The 21,434-nt window shown below is 54.4% G+C and carries 27 protein-coding genes, 1 tRNA gene and 2 pseudogenes; 19 read left to right on the top strand and 11 right to left on the bottom strand.

The window, feature by feature from the left end:
• Positions 1-27: 27 nt before the first annotated feature.
• The 4 genes from HBN61_RS01245 to mtnC all read left to right on the top strand — a co-directional run bounded on the left by HBN61_RS01245 (position 28) and on the right by mtnC (position 3,129).
• Positions 28-1,176, top strand: a complete 1,149-nt coding sequence (locus HBN61_RS01245; RefSeq protein WP_170046012.1) for an MFS transporter — start codon at positions 28-30, stop codon at positions 1,174-1,176.
• Positions 1,173-1,793 carry a methylthioribulose 1-phosphate dehydratase gene (locus tag HBN61_RS01240; protein WP_169963454.1) on the top strand — a complete coding sequence of 207 codons (621 nt, stop codon included), beginning with the start codon at positions 1,173-1,175 and terminating at the stop codon, positions 1,791-1,793. Before HBN61_RS01245 ends, HBN61_RS01240 begins: the two co-directional genes overlap by 4 nt.
• Positions 1,794-1,890: 97 nt before the next feature.
• Positions 1,891-2,436, top strand: coding sequence for a 1,2-dihydroxy-3-keto-5-methylthiopentene dioxygenase (locus HBN61_RS01235; RefSeq protein ID WP_094994645.1), 546 nt, complete (start codon positions 1,891-1,893; stop codon positions 2,434-2,436).
• A 9-nt stretch (positions 2,437-2,445) separates the two neighbouring features.
• A complete protein-coding gene (mtnC, locus tag HBN61_RS01230) occupies positions 2,446-3,129 on the top strand; it encodes an acireductone synthase (RefSeq protein ID WP_094994646.1) in 684 nt (227 codons plus the stop codon).
• Between the two features lie 87 nt (positions 3,130-3,216).
• Here the strand turns inward: mtnC and HBN61_RS01225 are convergent, their stop codons facing one another.
• Positions 3,217-3,495: a DUF3509 domain-containing protein gene (locus tag HBN61_RS01225; protein WP_047276189.1), complete on the bottom strand. Its 279-nt coding sequence runs from the start codon at positions 3,493-3,495 to the stop codon at positions 3,217-3,219.
• A gap of 324 nt (positions 3,496-3,819) precedes the next feature.
• Here HBN61_RS01225 and HBN61_RS01220 point away from each other — a divergent pair, with 324 nt between their 5' ends.
• The 5 genes from HBN61_RS01220 (at position 3,820) to HBN61_RS01200 (ending at position 8,712) form a co-directional block, all read left to right on the top strand.
• Complete coding sequence (locus tag HBN61_RS01220; protein ID WP_170046011.1) at positions 3,820-4,353, top strand: ankyrin repeat domain-containing protein; 534 nt, start codon at positions 3,820-3,822, stop codon at positions 4,351-4,353.
• A gap of 70 nt (positions 4,354-4,423) precedes the next feature.
• Positions 4,424-4,954, top strand: coding sequence for a hypothetical protein (locus HBN61_RS01215; RefSeq protein ID WP_094994648.1), 531 nt, complete (start codon positions 4,424-4,426; stop codon positions 4,952-4,954).
• Between the two features lie 82 nt (positions 4,955-5,036).
• Complete coding sequence (locus HBN61_RS01210) at positions 5,037-5,228, top strand: PLDc N-terminal domain-containing protein (protein ID WP_048366153.1); 192 nt, start codon at positions 5,037-5,039, stop codon at positions 5,226-5,228.
• Between the two features lie 203 nt (positions 5,229-5,431).
• Positions 5,432-6,304, top strand: coding sequence for a polyamine aminopropyltransferase (gene speE, locus HBN61_RS01205; protein WP_170046010.1), 873 nt, complete (start codon positions 5,432-5,434; stop codon positions 6,302-6,304).
• A 329-nt stretch (positions 6,305-6,633) separates the two neighbouring features.
• Positions 6,634-8,712: an LTA synthase family protein gene (locus HBN61_RS01200; protein WP_094994650.1), complete on the top strand. Its 2,079-nt coding sequence runs from the start codon at positions 6,634-6,636 to the stop codon at positions 8,710-8,712.
• 66 nt (positions 8,713-8,778) lie between these two features.
• Here HBN61_RS01200 and HBN61_RS01195 read toward each other — a convergent pair whose 3' ends face one another.
• The gene (locus HBN61_RS01195) at positions 8,779-8,931 is read right to left on the bottom strand and encodes a DUF3309 family protein (RefSeq protein ID WP_047294031.1); all 153 of its coding nucleotides are present in this window, start codon (positions 8,929-8,931) and stop codon (positions 8,779-8,781) included.
• Positions 8,932-9,138: 207 nt separating this feature from the next.
• On the opposite strand from HBN61_RS01195, the gene HBN61_RS01190 reads away from it, so the two are divergent.
• Together HBN61_RS01190 and csrA are read left to right on the top strand one after the other, a co-directional pair.
• Positions 9,139-9,471 (top strand): YnfA family protein, encoded by a 333-nt coding sequence (locus tag HBN61_RS01190; RefSeq protein ID WP_094994651.1) that lies wholly within the window; start codon positions 9,139-9,141, stop codon positions 9,469-9,471.
• A 170-nt stretch (positions 9,472-9,641) separates the two neighbouring features.
• A complete protein-coding gene (gene csrA / locus HBN61_RS01185) occupies positions 9,642-9,845 on the top strand; it encodes a carbon storage regulator CsrA (protein WP_170046077.1) in 204 nt (67 codons plus the stop codon).
• Here the strand turns inward: csrA and HBN61_RS01180 are convergent.
• The 8 genes from HBN61_RS01180 to HBN61_RS01145 all read right to left on the bottom strand — a co-directional run bounded on the left by HBN61_RS01180 (position 9,842) and on the right by HBN61_RS01145 (position 14,398).
• Entirely contained in the window at positions 9,842-10,069 is a 228-nt protein-coding gene (locus HBN61_RS01180) for a YheU family protein (protein WP_169893051.1), read from the bottom strand. The two genes, csrA and HBN61_RS01180, sit on opposite strands and share 4 nt — an antisense overlap.
• A gap of 76 nt (positions 10,070-10,145) precedes the next feature.
• Entirely contained in the window at positions 10,146-11,144 is a 999-nt protein-coding gene (locus HBN61_RS01175) for a glutathione S-transferase family protein (protein ID WP_170046009.1), read from the bottom strand.
• Positions 11,145-11,231: 87 nt separating this feature from the next.
• Complete coding sequence (locus HBN61_RS01170; RefSeq protein ID WP_094994654.1) at positions 11,232-12,233, bottom strand: glycosyl transferase family protein; 1,002 nt, start codon at positions 12,231-12,233, stop codon at positions 11,232-11,234.
• A complete protein-coding gene (locus HBN61_RS01165; protein ID WP_094994655.1) occupies positions 12,230-12,565 on the bottom strand; it encodes a TusE/DsrC/DsvC family sulfur relay protein in 336 nt (111 codons plus the stop codon). The genes HBN61_RS01170 and HBN61_RS01165 overlap by 4 nt, the downstream gene beginning before the upstream one ends.
• Positions 12,562-12,861 carry a sulfurtransferase complex subunit TusB gene (gene tusB / locus HBN61_RS01160; protein WP_094994656.1) on the bottom strand — a complete coding sequence of 100 codons (300 nt, stop codon included), beginning with the start codon at positions 12,859-12,861 and terminating at the stop codon, positions 12,562-12,564. Before tusB ends, HBN61_RS01165 begins: the two co-directional genes overlap by 4 nt.
• Positions 12,861-13,223, bottom strand: coding sequence for a sulfurtransferase complex subunit TusC (gene tusC, locus HBN61_RS01155; protein WP_094994657.1), 363 nt, complete (start codon positions 13,221-13,223; stop codon positions 12,861-12,863). The genes tusB and tusC overlap by 1 nt, the downstream gene beginning before the upstream one ends.
• A 1-nt stretch (position 13,224) precedes the next feature.
• Complete coding sequence (gene tusD / locus HBN61_RS01150; RefSeq protein WP_094994658.1) at positions 13,225-13,617, bottom strand: sulfurtransferase complex subunit TusD; 393 nt, start codon at positions 13,615-13,617, stop codon at positions 13,225-13,227.
• A gap of 109 nt (positions 13,618-13,726) precedes the next feature.
• Entirely contained in the window at positions 13,727-14,398 is a 672-nt protein-coding gene (locus HBN61_RS01145; protein WP_047276250.1) for a Bax inhibitor-1/YccA family protein, read from the bottom strand.
• A gap of 123 nt (positions 14,399-14,521) precedes the next feature.
• Between HBN61_RS01145 and HBN61_RS01140 the strand changes: the two genes are divergently transcribed.
• Positions 14,522-14,609, top strand: a tRNA-Ser gene (locus tag HBN61_RS01140).
• A gap of 96 nt (positions 14,610-14,705) precedes the next feature.
• Here HBN61_RS01140 and HBN61_RS01135 read toward each other — a convergent pair.
• Positions 14,706-15,453 (bottom strand): annotated as a pseudogene (locus tag HBN61_RS01135) (phage integrase); the annotation flags it as partial.
• Between the two features lie 558 nt (positions 15,454-16,011).
• Between HBN61_RS01135 and HBN61_RS01130 the strand changes: the two are divergent.
• The 7 genes and pseudogenes from HBN61_RS01130 to HBN61_RS01100 all read left to right on the top strand — a co-directional run.
• Positions 16,012-16,428, top strand: a pseudogene (locus tag HBN61_RS01130) (phage tail protein); the annotation flags it as partial.
• Complete coding sequence (locus HBN61_RS01125; protein ID WP_170046076.1) at positions 16,395-16,595, top strand: tail protein X; 201 nt, start codon at positions 16,395-16,397, stop codon at positions 16,593-16,595. The pseudogene HBN61_RS01130 and the gene HBN61_RS01125, both read left to right, overlap by 34 nt.
• Positions 16,596-16,713: 118 nt before the next feature.
• Positions 16,714-18,096: an S-type pyocin domain-containing protein gene (locus HBN61_RS01120; RefSeq protein WP_262498661.1), complete on the top strand. Its 1,383-nt coding sequence runs from the start codon at positions 16,714-16,716 to the stop codon at positions 18,094-18,096.
• A 1-nt stretch (position 18,097) separates the two neighbouring features.
• Positions 18,098-18,565: a DUF6392 family protein gene (locus HBN61_RS01115; protein ID WP_169893061.1), complete on the top strand. Its 468-nt coding sequence runs from the start codon at positions 18,098-18,100 to the stop codon at positions 18,563-18,565.
• Between the two features lie 107 nt (positions 18,566-18,672).
• Positions 18,673-19,137: a DUF6392 family protein gene (locus tag HBN61_RS01110; RefSeq protein WP_170046075.1), complete on the top strand. Its 465-nt coding sequence runs from the start codon at positions 18,673-18,675 to the stop codon at positions 19,135-19,137.
• A gap of 113 nt (positions 19,138-19,250) precedes the next feature.
• Positions 19,251-19,724 (top strand): DUF6392 family protein, encoded by a 474-nt coding sequence (locus HBN61_RS01105; protein ID WP_170046074.1) that lies wholly within the window; start codon positions 19,251-19,253, stop codon positions 19,722-19,724.
• Positions 19,725-20,092: 368 nt separating this feature from the next.
• On the top strand, positions 20,093-20,410 hold the full coding sequence (locus tag HBN61_RS01100) for a hypothetical protein (protein ID WP_346266450.1): 318 nt from the start codon (positions 20,093-20,095) through the stop codon (positions 20,408-20,410).
• The last annotated feature ends 1,024 nt before the right edge of the window (positions 20,411-21,434 follow it).

Below are 21,434 nucleotides of genomic sequence, written 5' to 3'. Positions count from 1 at the left end.
ACTGTTGAGTGCCACGGTCTGACGACGGTGGCGACACTTCCTTACTGGCGACTGTCCGGTTTCTATCTTTTCTATTTCGCGTTACTGGGCGCCACGGCGCCTTTTTTGGCGTTGTATTTCCATTACCTCGGTTTCTCCAGCGCGCGCATTGGCGAGCTGGTGGCGATCCCCATGCTGATGCGCTGCGTAGCCCCCAATCTATGGGGCTGGCTGGGGGACTACACGGGCCAGCGCCTGTTGATCGTGCGCGTGGGTGCACTCTGTACCTTGCTCAGCTTTGCACTGATTTTTGTCAGCAAGAGTTATGCCTGGCTGGCGCTGGTCATGGCCCTGCATGCGTTCTTCTGGCACGCAGTGCTGCCGCAATTTGAAGTCATCACCTTTGCTCATCTGCGTGAGCAACCCGAGCGCTATAGCCAGATCCGCTTGTGGGGGTCAGTGGGTTTCATCCTGACGGTGGTGATTCTGGGGCGGGTGTTTGAAGGCCTAAGCCTGGATGTGTACCCGGTGACGCTGATCGTGGTGATGGCCGGGATTGTGCTGTGCAGCCTCTGGGTACCCAATGCGCAACCGTCCAGCGCCGGCCGCACGCCGTTGGCTGGCGGTTTTTTGAAGCAGTTGCGCAGCCCCGGGGTACTGGCCTTTTATGCCTGTGTGGCGCTGATGCAATTAAGCCATGGCCCGTATTACACCTTCCTGACCCTGCACCTTGAGTCGCTGGGCTACAGCCGTGGAATTATCGGGCTGCTGTGGGCGCTGGGTGTCGTGGCCGAAGTGCTGATGTTCATGGCCATGCGCCGGATCCTGTTGCGTTTTTCGGTACGCCGTGTGCTGCTGTTCAGTTTTTTGCTGGCTGGCGCACGCTGGCTGTTGCTGGGCTCGTTTGCGCAATACCTTTGGTTGCTGTTGCTCGCGCAGGTTCTGCATGCTGCGACCTTCGGCAGTTTTCATGCGGCGGCCATGACCTTTGTGCAGCGCAGTTTCGGGCCGGGCCAGCAAGGGCAGGGGCAGGCACTCTACGCGACGCTGGCCGGTATCGGAGGGGCCGCAGGCGCGCTCTACGCCGGGTACAGCTGGAACAGCCTCGGCCCGACTATCACCTTTAGTATGGCCAGCGTCGCAGCGCTGGCCGCAGCCGTTATCATTGCCACTCGACTGCAAGAGGACAGGCCATGAGCCTTACCCGTGAACACCTGAGCCTGGAAATCATCGAAGCCGGGCGCTTTTTATATGGCCGCGGTTGGTCCCCAGCCACCAGCAGCAACTATTCCACCCGGCTCTCGGCAAGCGAAGCGCTGCTGACCGTATCAGGTAAACACAAAGGCCAGTTGGGCCTTGACGATGTACTGGCGACAGATATGGCGGGCAACAGCCTCGAACCCGGTAAAAAACCGTCTGCCGAAACCTTGCTGCACACTCAGTTGTATAACTGGCGACCGGAGATTGGTGCGGTGCTGCATACCCACTCGGTGAATGCGACCGTGCTCTCGCGCTTGACGCCCGGCGACAGCATCACGTTTGAAGATTACGAACTGCAAAAGGCGTTCAGTGGGGTTTCGACTCACGCCTCACGTGTGCGGGTGCCGATCTTCGATAACGATCAGGACATTCCCCGCCTGGCCGGTAACGTTCAGCCTTGGCTGGATGCGCATCCGGACTGTGTGGGTTACCTGATTCGCGGGCATGGGCTCTACACCTGGGGGCCTTGCATGAGCGACGCCCTGCGCCAGATCGAAGCCTTTGAGTTTTTATTTGAATGTGAACTGAAAACCCGCGCCGTGCTCCACCGTTGATGCGACGTCGCCCATTAGCGCCGTCCCCCAGATTTGAACGGCACGCCGAACGGTTTGTAAAAGCTGTGCGCGTGCCGCAGCCGAGGAATTACACCCTATGAGCAGTCTGTCCGTTTATCACGTTTCAAGCCCTGAGCTGCCGAACAAAGTGTTGACCCACTTTGATGACATCGCCGCCACGCTCGCCGAGCAGGGCGTGCGATTCGACCGCTGGAAAGCGGCGGCGCCTATTCAGCCGGGTGCCAGTCAGGACGAGGTGATCAGCGCCTATCGTCCGCAGATCGATCAGTTGATGAGCGAGCGGGGGTACATCACCGTCGATGTGATCAGCCTCAACAGCGATCATCCGCAAAAAGCAGAACTGCGCGCAAAATTCCTCGATGAGCACCGCCATGCTGAAGATGAGGTACGCTTTTTCGTTGCCGGACGTGGCCTGTTTACCCTACACATCAATGACTATGTGTATGCGGTGTTGTGCGAAAAGAATGACCTGATTTCGGTCCCGGCAGGCACGCCGCACTGGTTCGACATGGGTGAACACCCGCATTTTGTCGCGATCCGCCTGTTCAATAACCCCGAAGGCTGGGTTGCGAACTTTACCGGTGAAGACATCGCCAGCCGCTTTCCGCGCCTCGAAGATTAAGGAGTTCGCATGCCCATCAAAGCCATCCTGACCGATATTGAAGGCACCACCAGTGCAGTGAGTTTCGTCTTCGACGTGTTGTTTCCCTACGCGGCCAAACACCTGCCCGCCTTCATTCGCGAGCACGCAGAAGACCCGGATGTCGCGATGCAGCTGGGGGCTGTGCGTCTGGACAGCGGGGAGCCCGAGGCCGACGTGGAACGGGTGATTGAAATCCTGCAGCAGTGGATCGCCGAGGATCGCAAGGCCACGCCGCTTAAAGCGTTGCAAGGGATGATCTGGAAGCAGGGCTATGAAGCGGGCGAGCTGAAGGGGCACGTTTACCCTGACGCCGTAGCGGCGCTCAAGGCCTGGCACGATCAGGGGTACGCGCTGTATGTCTATTCGTCGGGTTCGATTCAGGCGCAGAAATTAATTTTTGGCTGCTCGGAGGCGGGCGACCTGACCCCGCTGTTCAGTGGGTACTTCGACACCACGTCGGGGCCCAAACGTGAGGCGCAATCGTATCGCCACATTACCGAAGCCATTGGCTGCCCGGCGGGGAAAATTCTGTTTCTCTCCGACATCGTCGAAGAGTTGAATGCCGCGCAAGAGGCAGGCATGCAAACGTGCGGCCTGGCGCGTGACGGTGGCGAGCTGACGGGACATAAAACAGTGCGTAGTTTTGCCGAGATCGACCCGCCAAAGGTCTGAAGACGAGCGGGGCAATAAAAGCGAGGCAATAAAAAGCCAGCAGGCGCTTTGTTAGCGTGTGCTGGCTTTTTAAGTTCTGAGGGGGACTCAGGCGTTGTGATACGTCGGCAGAGCAAAGCGGTTCTGGCTTTGCAACAGCGAGATCGTTGGCAATTCACTGGCCTGGCCCGCGAGGTCACGGCGAATCGCGCTGATCACCCACGTCAGTTGCTCGGCTGTGTGCAGTTGAGCGTAAGAAATAGAGCGCTGGGTCTGCTTGCCATCACTGTCACACAGCGTCAGCAACACACCGCCATCCGGGCGGGCTTTGGTGGTGACGGTGTAGTTCGAGAACAGCGATGCGAATTTTTCTTGAATCATGCTCATGTCTTTCAGCTCCATTAGCTCATGAAGGGCTTGCATGGAGTAGGTATTGCAGTGATTGTGCCACTATCGAGATTTTATAAATTCCTTATAAATCAATAGCTTGGGATTGTGTTCAAAACTGCGCGTCGTGCATTCTGCATGAATGGCCATCGTGCATCCTGCATTTTGCCCAATTTCTGAAGGGGCAACCCGATTCAGATTTTTGCTGAAGGGAAAATGACGGCTGATAATTTTTGCCTATCGCTGCTTTGCGTAAAAAAGGGATGACACACCCGGCACGTCTCAGGAAACTACATTCTTTTTGTAGCGCATCTGGAGCCTCAAATGTCAGACACCACCCCAGCAGATCAACCCCGGCAGATGACCCCGGAAGAAGCAGCCGATTTTGCCGAACAGGTGTTCAATAAAGCCCGCGAAGGGGACGCGGCCATGCTGGCGGCACTGCTGAGCAAAGGCTTGCCGGCGAACCTGCGCAATCACAAGGGCGACACCTTGCTGATGCTCGCCAGTTACCACGGGCATGTGGATGCAGCGAAAGTGCTGCTCGAACACAAGGCCGATCCTGAAATTCGCAACGACAATGGTCAGAGCCCGATTGCCGGTGCTGCGTTCAAAGGCAATCTGGAGATGGTCAAAACATTGGTCGAAAACGGTGCTGACATTGAAGGTGCTTCGTTCGACGGACGTACTGCGCTAATGATGGCGGCGATGTTCAACCGCACCGAAATCATTGAGTACCTGATCGGTAAAGGTGCAGATCCAAAAGCCAAGGACGCCAATGGCATCACCGCGCTGGATGCGGCCAAAACCATGGGCGCGACCGATTCGGCTGCCCAACTTGAAAAGCTGTTGGGCTGATGCCCTGCCTTGAGGGCCGCAATTGATATATCCTGCGCGCCCTCAAATTTCCCTGCGACAGGCCGTGCCCATGAAAACCACACTCGTTGAACTCATCAGCAAAATCAGCTCGGGGTGCATGGGCGAGGACGAAATCATCAAGATCGCCGACGAAGCGGCTCAGGCTTACGCCGACCCTGAGGCGTTTCTGGCTGCTAATCCGGATATCAACTACGACGACACCTTCCCGATTCCGCTGGGTGAATGGGTGGTGATTGGCAGCCTGCCAGAGACTGTTTTGTTTCAGGCTGACACCTACATGGATTTGTTCGCACAAATCGTGGCGTCTTTTGGCCCTGGCGTGGCGTTCAACATCAAGCCCAAGCAGTTGGCCAAGACTGAAGCGTTGACGGCCTTGAATCGTATTCAAATACAAATGGGCAGCATGAATCCGGAAAACGGCGGCTATGTGCTGATGAACCTCAGTCAGTTGCTGGATGACGAAATTCAGGTGGTGCTGGTCTACGGCAATGATGTGCCACGCGTACTCGCCTTGTGTGCCGAAATCGGTATCCATGCCGAGCCGTCGCTCGAAGCACTGAAAGTGGCGGTTCACGTTTAAGCCCTGAGAGGGAATAAATAACGGAACCCTTGCCAAGCCTGACTATCCTAAGTGAACAAGCCCTTCACTCAGGAGCGTCATCATGGGTTCCACGTTCAACGGCCTGATTGGCCTGATCATTCTGGCTCTGGATATTTGGGCCATCATCAACGTGCTGAAAAGTGGCGCTGAGACCGGGATGAAAATTCTCTGGGTGTTGCTGATCATCTTCCTGCCGGTGCTGGGGCTGGTGATTTGGGCCATTGCCGGTCCGCGCGGCAATGTCAGGATTTAACCCTGGCTGAGTGAGCTGTCGCACAAAAATGCGGCAGTTCACTGCGTTTGTCCGCGTCAAGGTTCGACCTGTCATCTTCCCCGAAGTAGAATGCGCGCCTTTCTTGGGCAATTGAACGTGTGTGCCGCAGTGCGGCGTGCAGTTTGGCTGTCGATCATGGGCGGGTGACCGTCCGTTGCCACCAGCATTCAAGGGGACTTCCCATGACCGAAGTTAAAAACGACTATCTCGAAACGCTGTACGAAGGCTATGGTCAGCGTTTCCGTATGGACATGTTGCTGCACGAAGTGCGCACTGAACACCAGCATTTGGTGATCTTCGAAAATCCGGTTATGGGCCGCGTGATGGCCCTGGACGGCGTCATTCAGACCACTGAAGCGGATGAATTCATCTACCACGAAATGCTCACCCACGTGCCGATCTTGGCCCACGGTACGGTCAAGCGCGTGCTGATCATTGGTGGCGGTGACGGCGGCATGTTGCGTGAAGTGACCAAACATCGCGGCATTGAACACATCACCATGGTCGAGATCGACGGCACGGTCGTGGACATGTGCAAAGCGTTTTTGCCTAACCACTCCAAAGGCGCCTATGACGATCCTCGCCTAAATCTGGTGATCGACGACGGCATGCGTTTTGTGGCCACCACTGAAGAAAAATTTGACGTGATTATCTCGGACTCCACCGACCCGATCGGTCCGGGTGAAGTGTTGTTCTCGGAGAATTTTTACCAGGCTTGCCATCGCTGCCTGAACGAAGGTGGTGTTCTGGTCACGCAAAACGGAACGCCCTTCATGCAATTGGATGAAGTGAAAACCACAGCCGGGCGCATGCGCAGCCTGTTTGCTGACTGGCACTTTTATCAGGCCGCCGTACCAACCTACATTGGTGGGGCGATGACGTTCGCGTGGGGCTCCACCGACAGCGCGTACCGCAAGCTCCCGCTTGAAACCCTGCGTCAGCGTTTCGCAGGCAGCGGCATCGTGACGCGTTACTACAATCCCGAGGTCCACATGGGTGCATTTGCCATGCCGCAGTACGTGTTGCAGGCCATCAACAAGCCCAGTAACGATTAAACATCTGAAACACAAGAAAGGGCCTTAAGGCCCTTTCTTGTGTTTCAAAATATGCTTTAAACGAAATTTTCACGTTTCATTTAAGAGAATCCGCGCCAGTATTGCCGCGCCTAAATTTGCTTGCAGGGCTCTGGGTCGGTGCTTTTGCACCGCGACGGAGCCGGATTCTGCGCTGCTCCCGCACCTCTCCAGTGGTAAACCACCGGGGATCGTGCAACATTTGCCCACCGCGCATGACCACTCCACGGCACTGCCTCGCGGCAGCGTTGCCATGGGGCAAGATGCGCACTCGATGTCACACCAACCGAATCAATGGGTCCTAAAACGACATGGCAAACCCGGACGCCCTAAGACAACCCAACGCTGGCATGCGTGTGTTGCAACCGACCGTCAAATCGCATCTGGCTTTTACGCTGTTATGCGCGTTGGTCATGATGGTGATGTTTACCCTGCTGAGGGTTGCATTGCTGGTTTATAACCGTGAAATGATCCTCGACACACCCGCGTCGACTTTCCTGGAAGCGTTCGCTAACGGCTTGCGTTTTGACCTGCGAATCGTGGTGTACCTCAGCATTCCGCTGCTGTTGGCTTTGCTCAGCGTGAAAGCGATGGCCCTGCGCGGTGTGATGCGCTTCTGGTTGACGGCGGCGTCAAGCCTGGCGCTGTTTTTGGGCCTGATGGAGATGGACTTCTACCGTGAATTCCACCAACGGCTTAACGGTCTGGTATTCCAGTATGTGAAGGAAGACCCCAAAACCGTGATGAGCATGCTTTGGTATGGCTTCCCGGTAGTGCGTTATTTGCTTGCGTGGGCGGTGGGCACTTGGGTGCTGTACGTTGCATTCCGTGGTGTGGACCGCGTGACGCGTCCGCCAATGCCTGCCGCGGGTACAGGCGCGGTTCGCGCTGCCGCCCCTTGGTATGCGCGCATTGCTGTGTTCGTTGTGGTGCTGTTGGTGTGCGTGGTCGCAGCACGCGGCACGTTGCGTCAAGGTCCTCCGCTGCGTTGGGGAGATGCCTACACCACGGATTCCAACTTCGCTAACCAGTTGGGTCTCAACGGTTCGTTGTCATTGATTGCCGCAGCCAAAAGCCGGTTCTCAGACGAGCGCACCAACATCTGGAAGGCCACGCTTGAAGACCCCGTCGCGGTAGGCACAGTGCGTGACATGCTGCTGACCGAACACGACAAGCTGGTCGATCCCGATACCGCCCCTGTGCGTCGCGACACCACGCCACCGGCAGAGCAAACGCTGCCGATCAAGAACGTGGTGGTGATCCTGATGGAAAGTTTTGCAGGCCATTCGGTCGGTGCGCTGGGTCGTCCGGGCAATATCACGCCTTACTTCGACGCGCTGTCGAAAGAGGGGCTGCTGTTTGAGCGCTTTTTCTCCAACGGTACGCACACCCATCAGGGCATGTTTGCCACGATGGCGTGCTTCCCGAACCTGCCGGGTTTTGAATACCTGATGCAGACCCCTGAGGGTAGCCACAAGCTGTCGGGCTTGCCGGAGCTGCTGGGCGCCCGCAACTTTGATGACGTGTATGTCTATAACGGCGACTTTGCCTGGGACAACCAGTCCGGTTTCTTCAGCAACCAGGGTATGACGACCTTCGTTGGGAGGAACGATTTCGTTGATCCAGTGTTCTCTGATCCTACATGGGGGGTGTCCGATCAGGACATGTTCAACCGTGGGCTTGAAGAGCTGAAAAAACGTGAAGGCAAAGCGCCTTTCTATGCACTGCTGCAAACATTGTCCAACCACACGCCTTATGCGCTGCCAACCCCCTTGCCGGTTGAGCCCGTTACTGATCGCGGGTCGCTGAACGAGCATTTGACGGCCATGCGCTACTCGGACTGGGCGTTGGGCCAGTTCTTTGAGAAGGCCCGCAAGGAACCGTACTTCAAGGAAACCCTGTTCGTGATCGTAGGCGACCACGGCTTTGGTAATGAGCAGCAAATTTCCGAAATGGATTTGGGTCGCTTCAACGTGCCGCTGCTGTTCATTGGCCCGGGCATTCAGGAGAAATTCGGTCCGCGTAGCGATATCGTCGGTACTCAGGTCGACATCGTGCCGACCATCATGGGGCGTCTGGGCGGCGAGTTCCGCCAGCAATGCTGGGGACGTGACCTGCTGACCCTGCCGGCGGGCGACAAGGGCAGTGGTGTGATCAAACCTTCGGGTAGCGATCAGACGGTCGCCATCATTAGCGATGACCATCTGCTGGTTCAGCCCAAAGACATGCCGGCCAAGGTGTGGCAATACACGCTGGGTGCCAATCCTGAGGCCAAGGTAGTGACGGACTCTGCACAGGAAGCCGCGCTCAAGCAAAAGCTCGAATCATTCTTGCAGACAGCGACCAAAAGTTTGCTGGATAACACTGCTGGCGTAGCAGATCCCAAGTAAACGATGACGCAATAAAAAAGAGGCCCAAGGGCCTCTTTTTTATTGCGCGTGTCGCAGGGTGAAGCGCTAGATCTTGCCCAGTAACAACAGAATCAAAAGCACGACCAGTACGGCACCAATAATCCCTGAAGGTCCATAACCCCAACTTTTCGAGTGAGGAAACACGGGCAGACCGCCTACCAACAGCAGAATCAGGACGATGAGAAGAATCGTGGTCATGATGAATTCCTTATTAATGTGATCAAGCAACATGCAAGGTTCAAAGGGCGCTGCTTGAGAAACAAGGTTGTGCAGTGCTTATAACGTCCGACTGTGGCGATGGTGGATTAATTCAAACTTATTTAAGTTGATTCAAAAGAAACGGGTATTGCCCAGGCCCGGGCGCGCAGGTAGGGTGGCGCGCCTGCCCATCGACAGAGGTTGCATATGCTTAATTACGTCTGGTTTTTTTTGGCCGCGCTGTTTGAGATTGCCGGTTGTTATGGCTTCTGGATGTGGCTGCGGCAGGGTAAGAGTGCGTGGTGGATTGTGCCTGCGGTGTTGAGCCTGACGCTGTTCGCCTTGTTACTGACCAAGGTGGAAGCGTCGTATGCAGGCCGCGCTTACGCCGCTTATGGCGGTATTTACATCATCACGTCCATCGCCTGGTTGGCAGTGATAGAAAAAGCCAGGCCGCTGACCACCGATTGGGTCGGGGTAGGGCTGTGCGTAATCGGTGCGACCGTCATTTTGCTGGGGCCGCGTTTCACCAGCGCTTGAGCGGACGTTCAGGTGGGTGCTTTACGAGTCAGTGTATAGGTCTTTGGTTTTTTCTAGGTAGGAATTGTTCGGTGTAGAAGTAGGGCGCGGATGTTTTTTGTTGTAGGGATTGAAGCGTGTTTTTGCGCGATGCAGTCTTGATGGCCACCCATCAAGCAGAGATGAGCGCCATGCTGATTTTGAGCCGTTCAGTCGGCGAATACATTTCGATCAACCAAGACATCACGGTCCGGATTGTTGCCGTCAATGGCAATCATGTGCGCTTGGGTATAGAAGCGCCTAAAGACGTGAATGTGCATCGGTCCGAGGTCTATGAACGTATTCGTCAACAGCAGGGTGGTGGGGTATCCAGTCACCCAGCGCACAAAGGTTAATCAAAGAACTCTTTGGGCACGGCATGCTTGGCCATTAACTGGCATTGCTGGCTTTCAAGGTCAAAAAAAATCACCGCCTGACCTTTGTTCAAAGCTTGTCGAACGCGCAGCACGCGGGTTTCTTGAGGGGTATCGTCGCCATTGTCAGTGCCATCGCGGCTGACGAAATCTTCGATAAGGTGGGTCAGTGTGTCGGGTTCAAGCTGGTCGTAAGGGATAAGCATGAGGCGTTCTCTTGATCAATGCGCAGATGCTACTGGCACCCGCCGCCCGGTGCCAGTATTGAAACGTGCTTAGGCGCTAGCGAGTAAAAATTCCGCTTCCCTTCAAGTGCTCACGGTCGTGGGCTGCGGTAATACTCAGATCTGGCCCTTTGGGGATGATTCCTGTGGGGTTAATCGTGCGGTGGCTGGCGTAGTAATGACCTTTAATGTGAGTGAAATTAACGGTTTCACTGATACCGGGCCATTGGTACAGCTCGCGCAGCCAATTGGACAGGTTGAGGTAATCATCGATTCTGCGCTCATTGCATTTGAAGTGGCTGTAATAGACCGCGTCGAATCGGATAAGGGTGGTGAACAGACGGATGTCTGCTTCCGTCAGGTATTCACCGACCAAATAGCGATGTTCTGCCAGGTGCCGTTCGACGTGGTTGAGTTCGCTGAACACATCGTCGAATGCGGTTTCATACGCCGCTTGGGACGTGGCAAAACCGGCGCGATATACGCCGTTATTGAGAGCCGGGTAGATACGTTCATTCCAGCCATCGACGTCGGTAGCCATTGAGCTCGGGTATAGGTCCAGCCGGTTGCCCGTCAGGTGGTCAAAGGCGTTGTTGAACATGCGAATGATGTCCGCCGATTCGTTGCTGACGATGCGCTTTAGATGGGTGTCCCAAAGCACCGGTACGGTTACGCGGCCGGTGTAACCGGGGGTATCCCGGGTGTACAACTGATGCAGGAAGTCAGCGTTGTACAAGGGGTCGCCGCTGGAACCGAACGCAGGATCAAACGTCCAGCCATTTTCCAGCATCAGCCAGCTGACGACCGACACGCCGATCAATGATTCAAGGCCCTTAAGTGTGCGGGTTATCAGCGTGCGATGAGCCCATGGGCAAGCCAGGGAGACATAGAGATGATAGCGACCTGCTTCGGGTATGAAACCGCCAGTCCCAGTTGGGCCGGGCGCACCATCGGGCGTGATCCAGTTTCTGCGCTGTGCCTGCTCTCGTTGGAACGCGCCGTCTTTGCTGCTCTCATACCATTGGTCATGCCAACGGCCATCGATCAATAAGCCCATGTGAAGCTCCTGGCGGTTTGGCTTTGGCGTTCAGTCTAAAGGTCTGAGTTCGAGCGAATAGCGCAAAACCTGGGCTTTACCTATCGATTAAATCGATTTGTTGCGGTTTTCCCAGTACGTGTTGGCTGTCACAAAAGCCTGTTCTCGGGGCATACCAAGGCCGCGCAACGCCAGAGCCATGGTCGATAACAGTGCCTTTTTCGCATAGCTGTCTTCTAGGTCGCCGCGCCAAAACGCGTTGAGCTGTCGGGTGTCCAGAAAGGCGGGTTTTACGTGTCGCTGTGCCGACAACGCTGGCCATTCTTCGTCCCAGTGGACGCCCGATTCCGTGCCGTAAAGGTGGCTGATGGCGTCGGGGTTAATCTCGATTTCACCGCCATCGCCTTTAACCACAATGCAGGTATCCCCTAGCAGCGCGCTGGCTTCCCGATGCACGCTTTGATAGCCCGGATGGAAAATGCTTTGCAGTCCACAGCGGGCCTCGAGGGGATTCAGCAGGCGCGCCAATGAGTGGATTGGCGAGCGAAGGCCTAGCGTGTTGCGCAAGTCGATCATGTGTTGCAACTGCGGTGCCCAGTCCTGCAAAGGGAAAAAGGCCAGATTGCACTGCTGCAACGCGTCCTGCACCTGTGCCCAGTCACGGCACAACGGGATGTTCAATTCGTCGAGCAGCTGCTCGCTGTAAAGTCGGCCGGCCGTGTGAGCGCCACCGCCATGCATCAGGATGCGCACACCGTTTTGTGCCAGGCATTTGGCGCAAAGCAGGTACCAAGGTAGGTGACGTTTTTTGCCCGCGTAGGTGGGCCAGTCGATATCGACATGAATTTTCGGCGCGCAAAGCCGCTCGCGCACAGCGTCCACAAAGCCAGCCAGCTCTTGAGGGCTTTCTTCCTTATGCCTGAGCAGCATCAGGAAGGCGCCCAACTGTGTCTCTTCGGTTTTCTTGTCGAGTAGCATCCCCATTGCTTCACGCGCTTCATCGCGGGTCAGGTTGCGCGCGCCGCGTTTGCCTTTGCCCAAAATGCGTACGAATTGAGCGAAAGGGTGTTCGGCGGGCGTGGTGAGCGTCAGCGGAGCAAGTATGTTCATAGGCAATTGGTCGGTTTGGGCAGGCCCGCCAGTTTTGCGGCGAGTTTGGCAGGGGTGCCATTGAACAGGCGATTGAGGTGCAAACTGTTGCCTTTTTCAGCACCCAGTTTGAGCGCGGTGTATTTGATTAAAGGCCGCGTGGCGGGCGAGAGCTGAAACTCTTGGTAGAAGTTGCGCAGCAGCTGCAGAATTTCCCAGTGTTCCGGGGTCAACTCGATGTCATTTTGCACCGCCAGTGCCGTGGCAACCTCGGGCGACCAGTCATTCAAATCGGCCAGATAACCGTCCTTGTCCAGCTCAATGGTTCTGTTATCGAGAGTGAGGACCGTCATAGCCAGGTGTTGACCTTGTCATAGTGAAGGGACAGCGCGACAAATGCCGGGTAGTCGATGCGGGTGACCCACTCCGGGTGCAGGAGGTTGCGCGCTTGAAGGTCTTCATCGAGCACGTACAGCTTGAGCGCCGGGCTCATTTTATCGAGCGTCTCGCGTGGAAGGGTGCCCGGTTGCAGGGCATATACCGCATCGCCGCAGAGCAAAAGGCCGTCATTAGCCGAGAGTAGGCGCAGGCAACTTCCGAGACGCGTATCAGAAAAGGGAGATTGGCTCAAAACGTGTAAGGTCGACATCAAAGGGTTATCACCTGGTCATGACGGGCGATGAGATCGCTGATTTGTGTCGGGGACAGCGTCTGCACGCCCTCCACAGCCAACGTTGTGTTTACGAGTCCGCGCTCGTTCAGGCTGGAATCGCATGCGAACAATTCGTCAACGCCGAACATCGACAAAGCCTGCAAATTGGCCGTCAGGTTCTTTTGCTCAAGGGCGGTGGGGTGTTGCCGGGGCAACAGTTGAAACACGCCGTCGTCGAGAAATAGAAGTCCAATAGGGAGGTCGAAGGCGCCGCCCGCAAGCGCGATGTCCAAAGCTTCGCGCGCTCCCAGACCAGACCACGGGGCTTGTCGGCTGATAATCAGTAAAGACTTGGGCATTTTAATCCCCTCCGAAGCAAATCAGTCGATCCGCGGTCTGAATGGCATCGTGCAATTGCCCCAGGCCGGACAAATCCCAAGGCGCTTTCAAGTTCACTGCAGAGCGCTGATAGCGGGTGGCCTCTGCATCATTCAACACACCTCGACGCAAGGCGGCGGCAATGCAGACCACGCCATCCAGTTGGTGCCGAGTCACAAAAGCGGCCCATTGCTGTGCGAGATCAGGCTCATCTTGGGGTGTCACGATGTTGCTCGACGCGCTGTGCACCCCGTCCTGATAGAAGAAAAGACGCACAATTTCATGCCCACCCGCCACAACGGCTTCGGCAAAGCGCAGGGCTCGACGGGAAGATGGGGCATGGGCCGCAGCATATAGGGCGATAGCAAATTTCATGGGTGGCTCTCTGCAAAACTCGCACAATGATAAAGCCCCAAAGCTAAACATGCTTGCACAAGGCAACAAAAAGCCCGCCGAAGCGGGCTTTTGCCAAACGTTGGTTCAATCAGTCGTCGCGGCTCATGATGCCGAAAATTTGCAGCAAGCTGATGAACAGGTTGTAGATCGAAACATACAGGCTAATGGTCGCCATGATGTAGTTACGCTCGCCGCCATTAATGATGGCGCTGGTCTGGAACAAAATGCAGACCGAAGAGAACAGAACAAACCCGGCGCTGATAGCCAACTGCAAGCCGCTAATCTGAAAGAAGAAGCTTGCCAGCGTTGCGCCCAGCAGAACAAAGAAACCGGCAGTGATGAAGCCGCCCAGGAAGCTCATGTCTTTACGGGTGATTAATACGTAAGCAGACAGACCGCCGAAAACCAGTGCCGTCATCGCAAAGGCAGAAGCTACAACCTCAGCGCCGCCTTGCATGCCCAGGTAACGGTTAAGGATCGGACCGAGCAGGAAACCCATAAAACCGGTCAGTGCAAACGTCGACACCAAACCCCATACCGAGTCACGCAGCTTGTTGGTGAGAAAGAAAAGGCCATAAAAGCCGATCAATACAACGAAAATGTTTGGGTAGCCGACGCGCATCTGCTGCGCTACGAACGCCATCACACCGCTGAAAGCCAGGGTCAAAGCCAGTAAACCATAAGTGTTGCGCAGGACGCGGCTAACCTCTAGCTGCTCGGCCTGCACGCTGTTATTAACTGCGTAATCCTGTTCGCGCATGGCGATACTCCTGTGTATTGAAATGTTAAGTAGCAAAGATCATAGCAGAGGCTCTGCAACAAGCGATCAAGAGAGTTTGACAACGTGTTTCGTTCAGGTATTATGGCGTCCGCAACAACGTTAGGAGGTGTGGCCGAGTGGTTTAAGGCAACGGTCTTGAAAACCGTCGACTGTAACAGGTCCATGAGTTCGAATCCCATCGCCTCCGCCATATTGCTACACCGCAGAGCCCGCCTTTTGGCGGGCTTTGTCGTTTCTGGGGTTTGGGGAAGACGGCGCCGGACTGCTAGGCGTTCCGAAACTAGCGCTATTTTGAAGGCTTCGCGGTAGTACCAAGCAGCCTGTAAACCCGTTTTGTAATGTCGCTTTTTGTGTGTCCCAAGAGCATGCTGGCGTCTTCAATATTCTTGATTTCAGAGGCAGCTTTAGGGCGTATGTCCCGGAAATGGAAAGCAGCAATCCGGCCGGCAAGCAATAGATCCTCTCCCTCAATCGCAGCTTTCATGGCTTGCTCTCTCGCTTCATCCCATCGCTTACGCAACATGGCTGCGGTCATGCGCTTGCCATGCTTGCTCACTACAAGGTAGCTCGAGCTTTGCTAAGCATTGCGCTCAGCAATCACGCGAAGTAGGGCTCCCAGACTATTCTCCATCCCGTCATCCCTTCGCATCATGAGTACGTCAGCAGGCCTTTGCCGTGTGAGGTAAGCCAGATCCATCGCTTCCTTCAGTGCTGGCGGCGCTTTTTTATACACCGGGTCCCACACAACATCATTGGCATAGTAATCCCTCGGCTTTTCCTTGTTTTTTACGCACCCTCTGACATGGATTCTCTTTGGTAGTGATGCCCCACTCTCTGACCATGTTGAACACGTGGGACAAAGTGGCGATCTCGCGGTTGGTCCGAACCTTGGCAGTCCGGGCGTCCCGGTATCCGGCAATTGTCGCCGGCGTGATCGAGTCGATCGGGGCATCATCGAACAGCTCGCGCAGCTTTTTCAGTTCTGCCAAGTTGTCCTTCTGCGTTCGGGGAGCCTTCTTCAGATTGATGTCGCGGGTGCAGACGCTGTTAGCGTTGGCGGTTCGATGCCCAGCTTCATGCGGGTGAACATCCTGCCCACCAATGGCCGGCCACCACGGCTTTCTAAGAACACCCAGCCGCGATCTTTCAACCATTAGCGCTAATAGCCCCGAGTTTTATAGTCTGTCAGCTCGGCCAACTCTTTCTCGGACTGGAATTCAGTTTCCATCGAAGCCCCTTGGACGCCGGACTGTGAAAAAAGACTGATCGTTGCGAGAACGCATAATCTCGGGAGCGTGCCCATACCCCACCACAAGCTGCGCGAGCGGGCGGTTTTGAGTGTTTAGCGTTGCATCAACACGCGCTGCCCGGCGCCGCGTTACGTGGGGTATAAGCACTCTCGCAGTGGCGCGAAGGGCTTTAATAACGCCGGTGATGACAATAAGGAAGGTTGCAAGGGCTCCTAGGTCCTGGCCCTCGCTGAGATCGGGTTGAAAGTGTTCGGCGGTAAAAAGGACGGTGATGACGATAACGAGCAAGGCGGCAACGAAGACTCGGGGCCGTAAAAGGTGTTTGTGGTCAACGCCGCCGCCATGGCCTACATGGAAGATCTGCAGTCGGGGTTGAAGTGCCTGACTGCAGCGGGGGAAACCGGGCGTCGTAGCCTGGACGGCATGCTTGGGCCGGTGAACGGCGCCATTGACGAAATCACCGGCGCCGGCTCCGAACTGAGCGACTTGCCGTTCATTGGCCCTGCGGTCGGGGCCAAGGTCGGCGCGGTGGTGGCCACCTACAACAAAGCCACACGGGCGGCCTCGCAAATTGTGGAGCGCCTCGGCGTGCTGAAAGAGCAGGTGTGCAAAGCCGCGACTGCGATCAACAAAATCGCAGGCAAAGTCAGCCCGTCACTGAATAACATCCTACCCACCGGCGCGCTGGGGGCAGACGCGACCCCGGGCGCCGAGGCGGTGAAGCCATTCCCGCACCTGCTGATCATGCAACCGCTCAAAGCGGCGACGTACTCGACACCCTCTGCCAGAACTACTACGGCCACCTCTATGGCTCGGTCGAGGCCGTGCTCAATGCCAATCAGGGGCTGGCCGAGGAGGTGCAGCCGTTCAAGGCCGGGCTGGTGATTCACTTGCCGGATTTGCCCGCGCCGAGTAATGAGGGGTGATGTTGTGGGGGTAGATTAAAACGGGGTGCTGGTAGATTCAGACTGTTCCTACAAAGTGTGTCTAACCCTGCGTAGTAACATCCGCAGATGACTCAAGCGCTGAGGGAATATGTGTTTAATGAAAAGCACTGCTCGCGGGGCGAGTGATGCAGAGTCGTCACACTCTGCCGAGAGCACTGTTAGAAAAATGCTGGAGGGCAATCGGTCAAACCTCGAAGGGCTGGATGAACTCTTGCGGGAGCATTACACAATCAACAGTAATCAGGACATTCTCAATGCCGTCAGAAACGGTGATTGGGTGCTGGTTACAAACAGTTCCAATACGGCGGGCGGCGGTGGTTTTTTCTGTCCCATACCTGAGCCAGATCCTGTTTACATGTTGAAAGAGGAATGGCCAGCCCCCAAAAATCGGACTGACCTTACCTTCGCCAAGTCCATCAGCACGGCCCCTTGGGGTACTACCCACGCCGGTACCGGCAGTGAGCCCGCGACGAACTTCGGCAAAACCATGATTATGGCTTCCTCCGCGACCGAGGTCGGGTTGAGGAGAGTCGCGGGAGAACTCATTCTAAGAAGTTTCGTCTGGTCACTTGAAATGGCGGGGATGGCGCTTAAAACCGCGGCGGGGCCTGTAGGGCGCGTGCTGATAATGGCCATGACCCCGACAATGCTCGGGGACGATTCTTTCTATACAGAAGAACAATTGCGCGACATGCGTACTGCCACGACGCGAGTTCGCTTCCAGTTTCGCAATGACACTAATGGGGCATTGCAGGTCTACGGTATCCACACCAGCGCCCAGTCAGGTCAAGACTCGGTACCGGTGATCAAGGCCAAATGGAACGCCGATAAAAGTGCTATGGAAGCCCATCTCGGCTCGATCACTATCATCTGGACGCCGAACAAAGGAGCCGTGGTAACGGCACCCACCAGTTACCCAGGCGTGACCGATGAACTGGCGAACATTTTGGTTCACCCGATCAGTGAAGGGGGCGACAGCAAAATCGAGGGCTCGCCTATTGATGAGTTCACAGTCGAGGACTGCATCATCACTTTCCCGGCGGACTCCGGGATCAAGTCGCTGTACCTTGTTTTTGCAAAGCCGATGGTCAATCCTCTGGAGGTCGGCCCAGCTAATGACCTTTCCAGTCGGAGTGCAAAGGACGGTCTCGACATCGATCACATGCCGTCGCAAAGAGCTTTAAGGGAGTATGTGGTTGCAATCGATCCACGCATACTTCCAGATGACCTGAAAAAAATCCTGAAAAATGCGCCAAGTATTGCTATTCCACGTGAGGCGCACCAAAAGTACAGTGAGACATATGGCGGTAGAAATACCAAAGCTAAGCAAATTATGGATGCCGCTGACCTGCGCGCAGCTGTAGATTCCAATCTCAACGCCATTAAGCCTTATCTACTCGACGAAGGTTTTACCGATGAGCAGATCGAAACAGCACGTACCGACCTGCACAACCTCCATCAGCAACAAGGCTGGTATTGATATGAGCGCAGCAATGATTGATGACTTGGTTAAAAGTCTTGGCCGCACTTACTCCGAATTGATTGCCTCCGGCATGTATCTTCCGGGCGGGCCTCCCAAAGGTATGTTTGATGGTGATGAGGCCTCGTATATGTCGCCTGCGCCTGGGATAGATTTGGGGTTTTCAGCGAATAAACACCTTGGGTCTGTATATATTTATTTGCATAAAACTTCGAACGACGGCCCAGCATATGAAGGGAGCTTGCCATACCAGCTCCAACGTCAAATGGATCAAGCGTGGGTAAGATCTCATTACGGCGAACCTTTAGAGTCTAAGGCTCCTTTCAGAATGCCAGTACTTGGAATGACGGGGGGCTGGGATGCATACCGCCTTCCGAATACAGCTAAAAATATCGAGACGGTATTCCAGTACAATCCCGAACTGGAGGTGAAAGGAGTCGTTTTCAGCATAATAGGCCAGGGCACGTAGGCAGATACGATCATAGGTATTTGAGGGCGAAAATTTTCCCGGCGCGCAGATCAAAACTGCGCGCCTCGACTTTCGAAAACATCATCAACAACAAGGCCTATTTTGATATGAATGCTGCAATGATTGATGACTTGGTTAAAAGTCTTGGATGTACTTACTCAGAATTGACTGCATCCGGCATGTATCTTCCGGGCGGGCCTCCCAAAGGTATGTTTGATGGCGATGAGACCTCGTATATGTCGCCTGCACCCGGGATAGATTTGGGTTTTTTAGCCAATCAACACCTCGGATCAATCCATATCTATTTGCTTAAAACCTTCAATGACGACTCGGTATACGAAGGGTGTTTGCCATACCAGCTCCAACGTCGAATGGATCAAGCTTGGGTAAGATCACATTACGGCGAGCCTTTAGAGTCAAAAGGGCCTATCAAAATTCCAGTGATTGGGATGACGGGGGGGGATACATATCGTCTTTCAAATACAATTAAAAATATCAAAACTGTATTCCAGTACAGCCTCGAATGGGCTGTGAGTGGACTGGTGTTCAGCCTCATAGGCCAGGACACTTAGGCAGATACGATTATACGTATTTGCGGGCGCAAATTTTACCGACGCGCAGATCAAAACTGCACGCCCCGAATTTCACAAATATCATCATCATCAACAACAAGGCCTATGTTGATATGAATGCAGTAATGATAGAAGGCTTGGTTAAAAGTCTTGGACGCACCTATCCTGAAATGGTCGCGTCAGGTCTTTATCTTCCGGGCGGTCCGCCAATAGGCATGTTCGACGACAGTGACACCTTATCAATGATGACGGCGCCGGGCGTTGAGCTTGGCTTTTGGGCCAGTAATAAACGATTTGAAAAAATTTTTATTAGCTTGCTGGAAAGTTTCGAAGGAGAATCCCTTTATAAGGGAACATTACCTTATGAACTTAAAAGCTATATGAATCAGGGGTGGATTATTTCCAAGTTTGGCACGCCGTTGGAGTCAAGGGCACCGTTCAAAGTTCCCGTTCTCGGCATGACGGGTGGACACGATATCTATCGTCTTCCAGGAATGCTCAAAAATGCCAAAGTTGTTTTTAAATACAGCTTAGAGATGGAAGTGGACATGGTGGTGTTCAGACTTAACGAAGTATCACATGCCTAGTATTTTGGCAGTGAACGACTATTGCCTGCGACCGCATAGAAGTCTACAGCGTGGACGAGATCTAGCCGCAACGGCAGTTAGCAGGGGGAGCTTGGCCAGCATCTCACGTTGCGGCGGGTCGCCGGTGTATCTGCATAATGCTTTGTTGCGAAGTGCTCGATGCCAATCTAAAACTGGCGGGCGAGGGGTGATATTGAGGGGGGTATGAAGTGCTATCAATATAATATCTCTGATTTCCATGTAGTATATTTTCAGCGTTCTCGTGCTGAAAAATTCGATTACGATGAATTGAGTTCTTAAGGTTGATAGTTTTGCTTGGAGGGCGCATGTTTATTCGGCAAGTCCAATAACTCAATAAAGGAATATTGATGATGATTGTCGAAACTAAAGACTGGAAAGCTCGAATTAACCGTATGCCTGGCGATAATTTTTTTCGTGTCGAGGGCGTTGTTACTGTTCCTCATTCAGCCGTGATACCCAAGCTGGTCATTGCTCCGGTACAAGATAAATCTTTCGATTTGCGAATGGAATTGACTTTAGATGTCCCTCTGGATATTGCTTTGAATGTATTAACTGATAAAAAAGTTACCTATAAGGTCTCTGGCAACCCTAATGTAACTGGCGTGAGCATATTCTTTGAAGGTGATAGGGTGCACCACATTGACGAAATTTACATAACTGATTGATAGGTTCCGCATTCCGCGAATTATTAAGTGTTGCCGCGTAACGAAATCAGTTAACTATAAGTTTGTTGGGGGGTTGAGGCTTTTGGGTCTCAGTATTTTACCTAGAACGCTCTATTAAGCCCGCGCCGTGCGGGCTTTTTAGTTCTTGCAGTTTGCTGATACCCCCAAGTTGCCGCATCGCCGCAGACAGCAGTGTGCCATTGTCAAGCCTCGGGAATTTGGTAAGTGCGGTCGATAACGGGTCAATTTAAGGATATGGAAACGGTCATCTGGGTATGACCGTCCTGTACAACCTGCGCGTATGGGGGGTTATAGCTCGCCTCCGAAGGAACGTTGGAAGGTTGGAAGGTTGTAGCGTCCAACTCCCGCTTCCACATACCGTGGGATTTCGATGGCGTAAATTTGCGGCTTTGGGGCAGTGATTGAAGCCTGCGCGCCCGAGGCAAGAAAACGAAAGAGGAGTTCCGTGCAAAGTCGCTACCGTGAACCAGTACCAAGCCTTAAAGGAATAGGCTGCACTCACCTTTCCGGATTCGAGCGGAGCATGTGCTGTCCCGCTTTGTGTCTGCATGAGTAGGGGGAGCGGTAGCGCGAGAAACAGGGGACCTTCACGACGCGTCTTATAGAATTGCGACGCAAGAGGTCAGGCCGTGTGCAGTAAAAGCACTGTCCGACAGCGCCGAGCAGCGCTTGACGGCGCAGAAAAAAGAAAGCATAGGGTTGAGTACTGATTAAAGGCCTCAGCCTTGGGAGTGATTGGCGTGACGCGTAACGCATGTGAGGTATGAATTTTTTGCAGTATAAGTGCTGCGCAATAGCTCCACCGTATGAGCTCAGGGCTGACATCAATACATCAGCATGCGGAATATGAAAACGTATAAGAAATTGAGCTATTAGGGATGCTCCGATCAACTTGTCGTGCAGCCGCGGCAAGTTGCAATTTTCCAGGCACCTACAGCGTCATTGGACGAAAAGTGACCGAAAAATCATGTACGGAGAGCTTTTTCGACCGGTTCTCCGTGTT

Origin of the sequence: Pseudomonas sp. WS 5071 (assembly GCF_012985765.1) — a bacterium.
Lineage (GTDB): Bacteria > Pseudomonadota > Gammaproteobacteria > Pseudomonadales > Pseudomonadaceae > Aquipseudomonas > Aquipseudomonas lundensis_A.
This window is presented reverse-complemented; position numbering and strand designations above follow the sequence as displayed.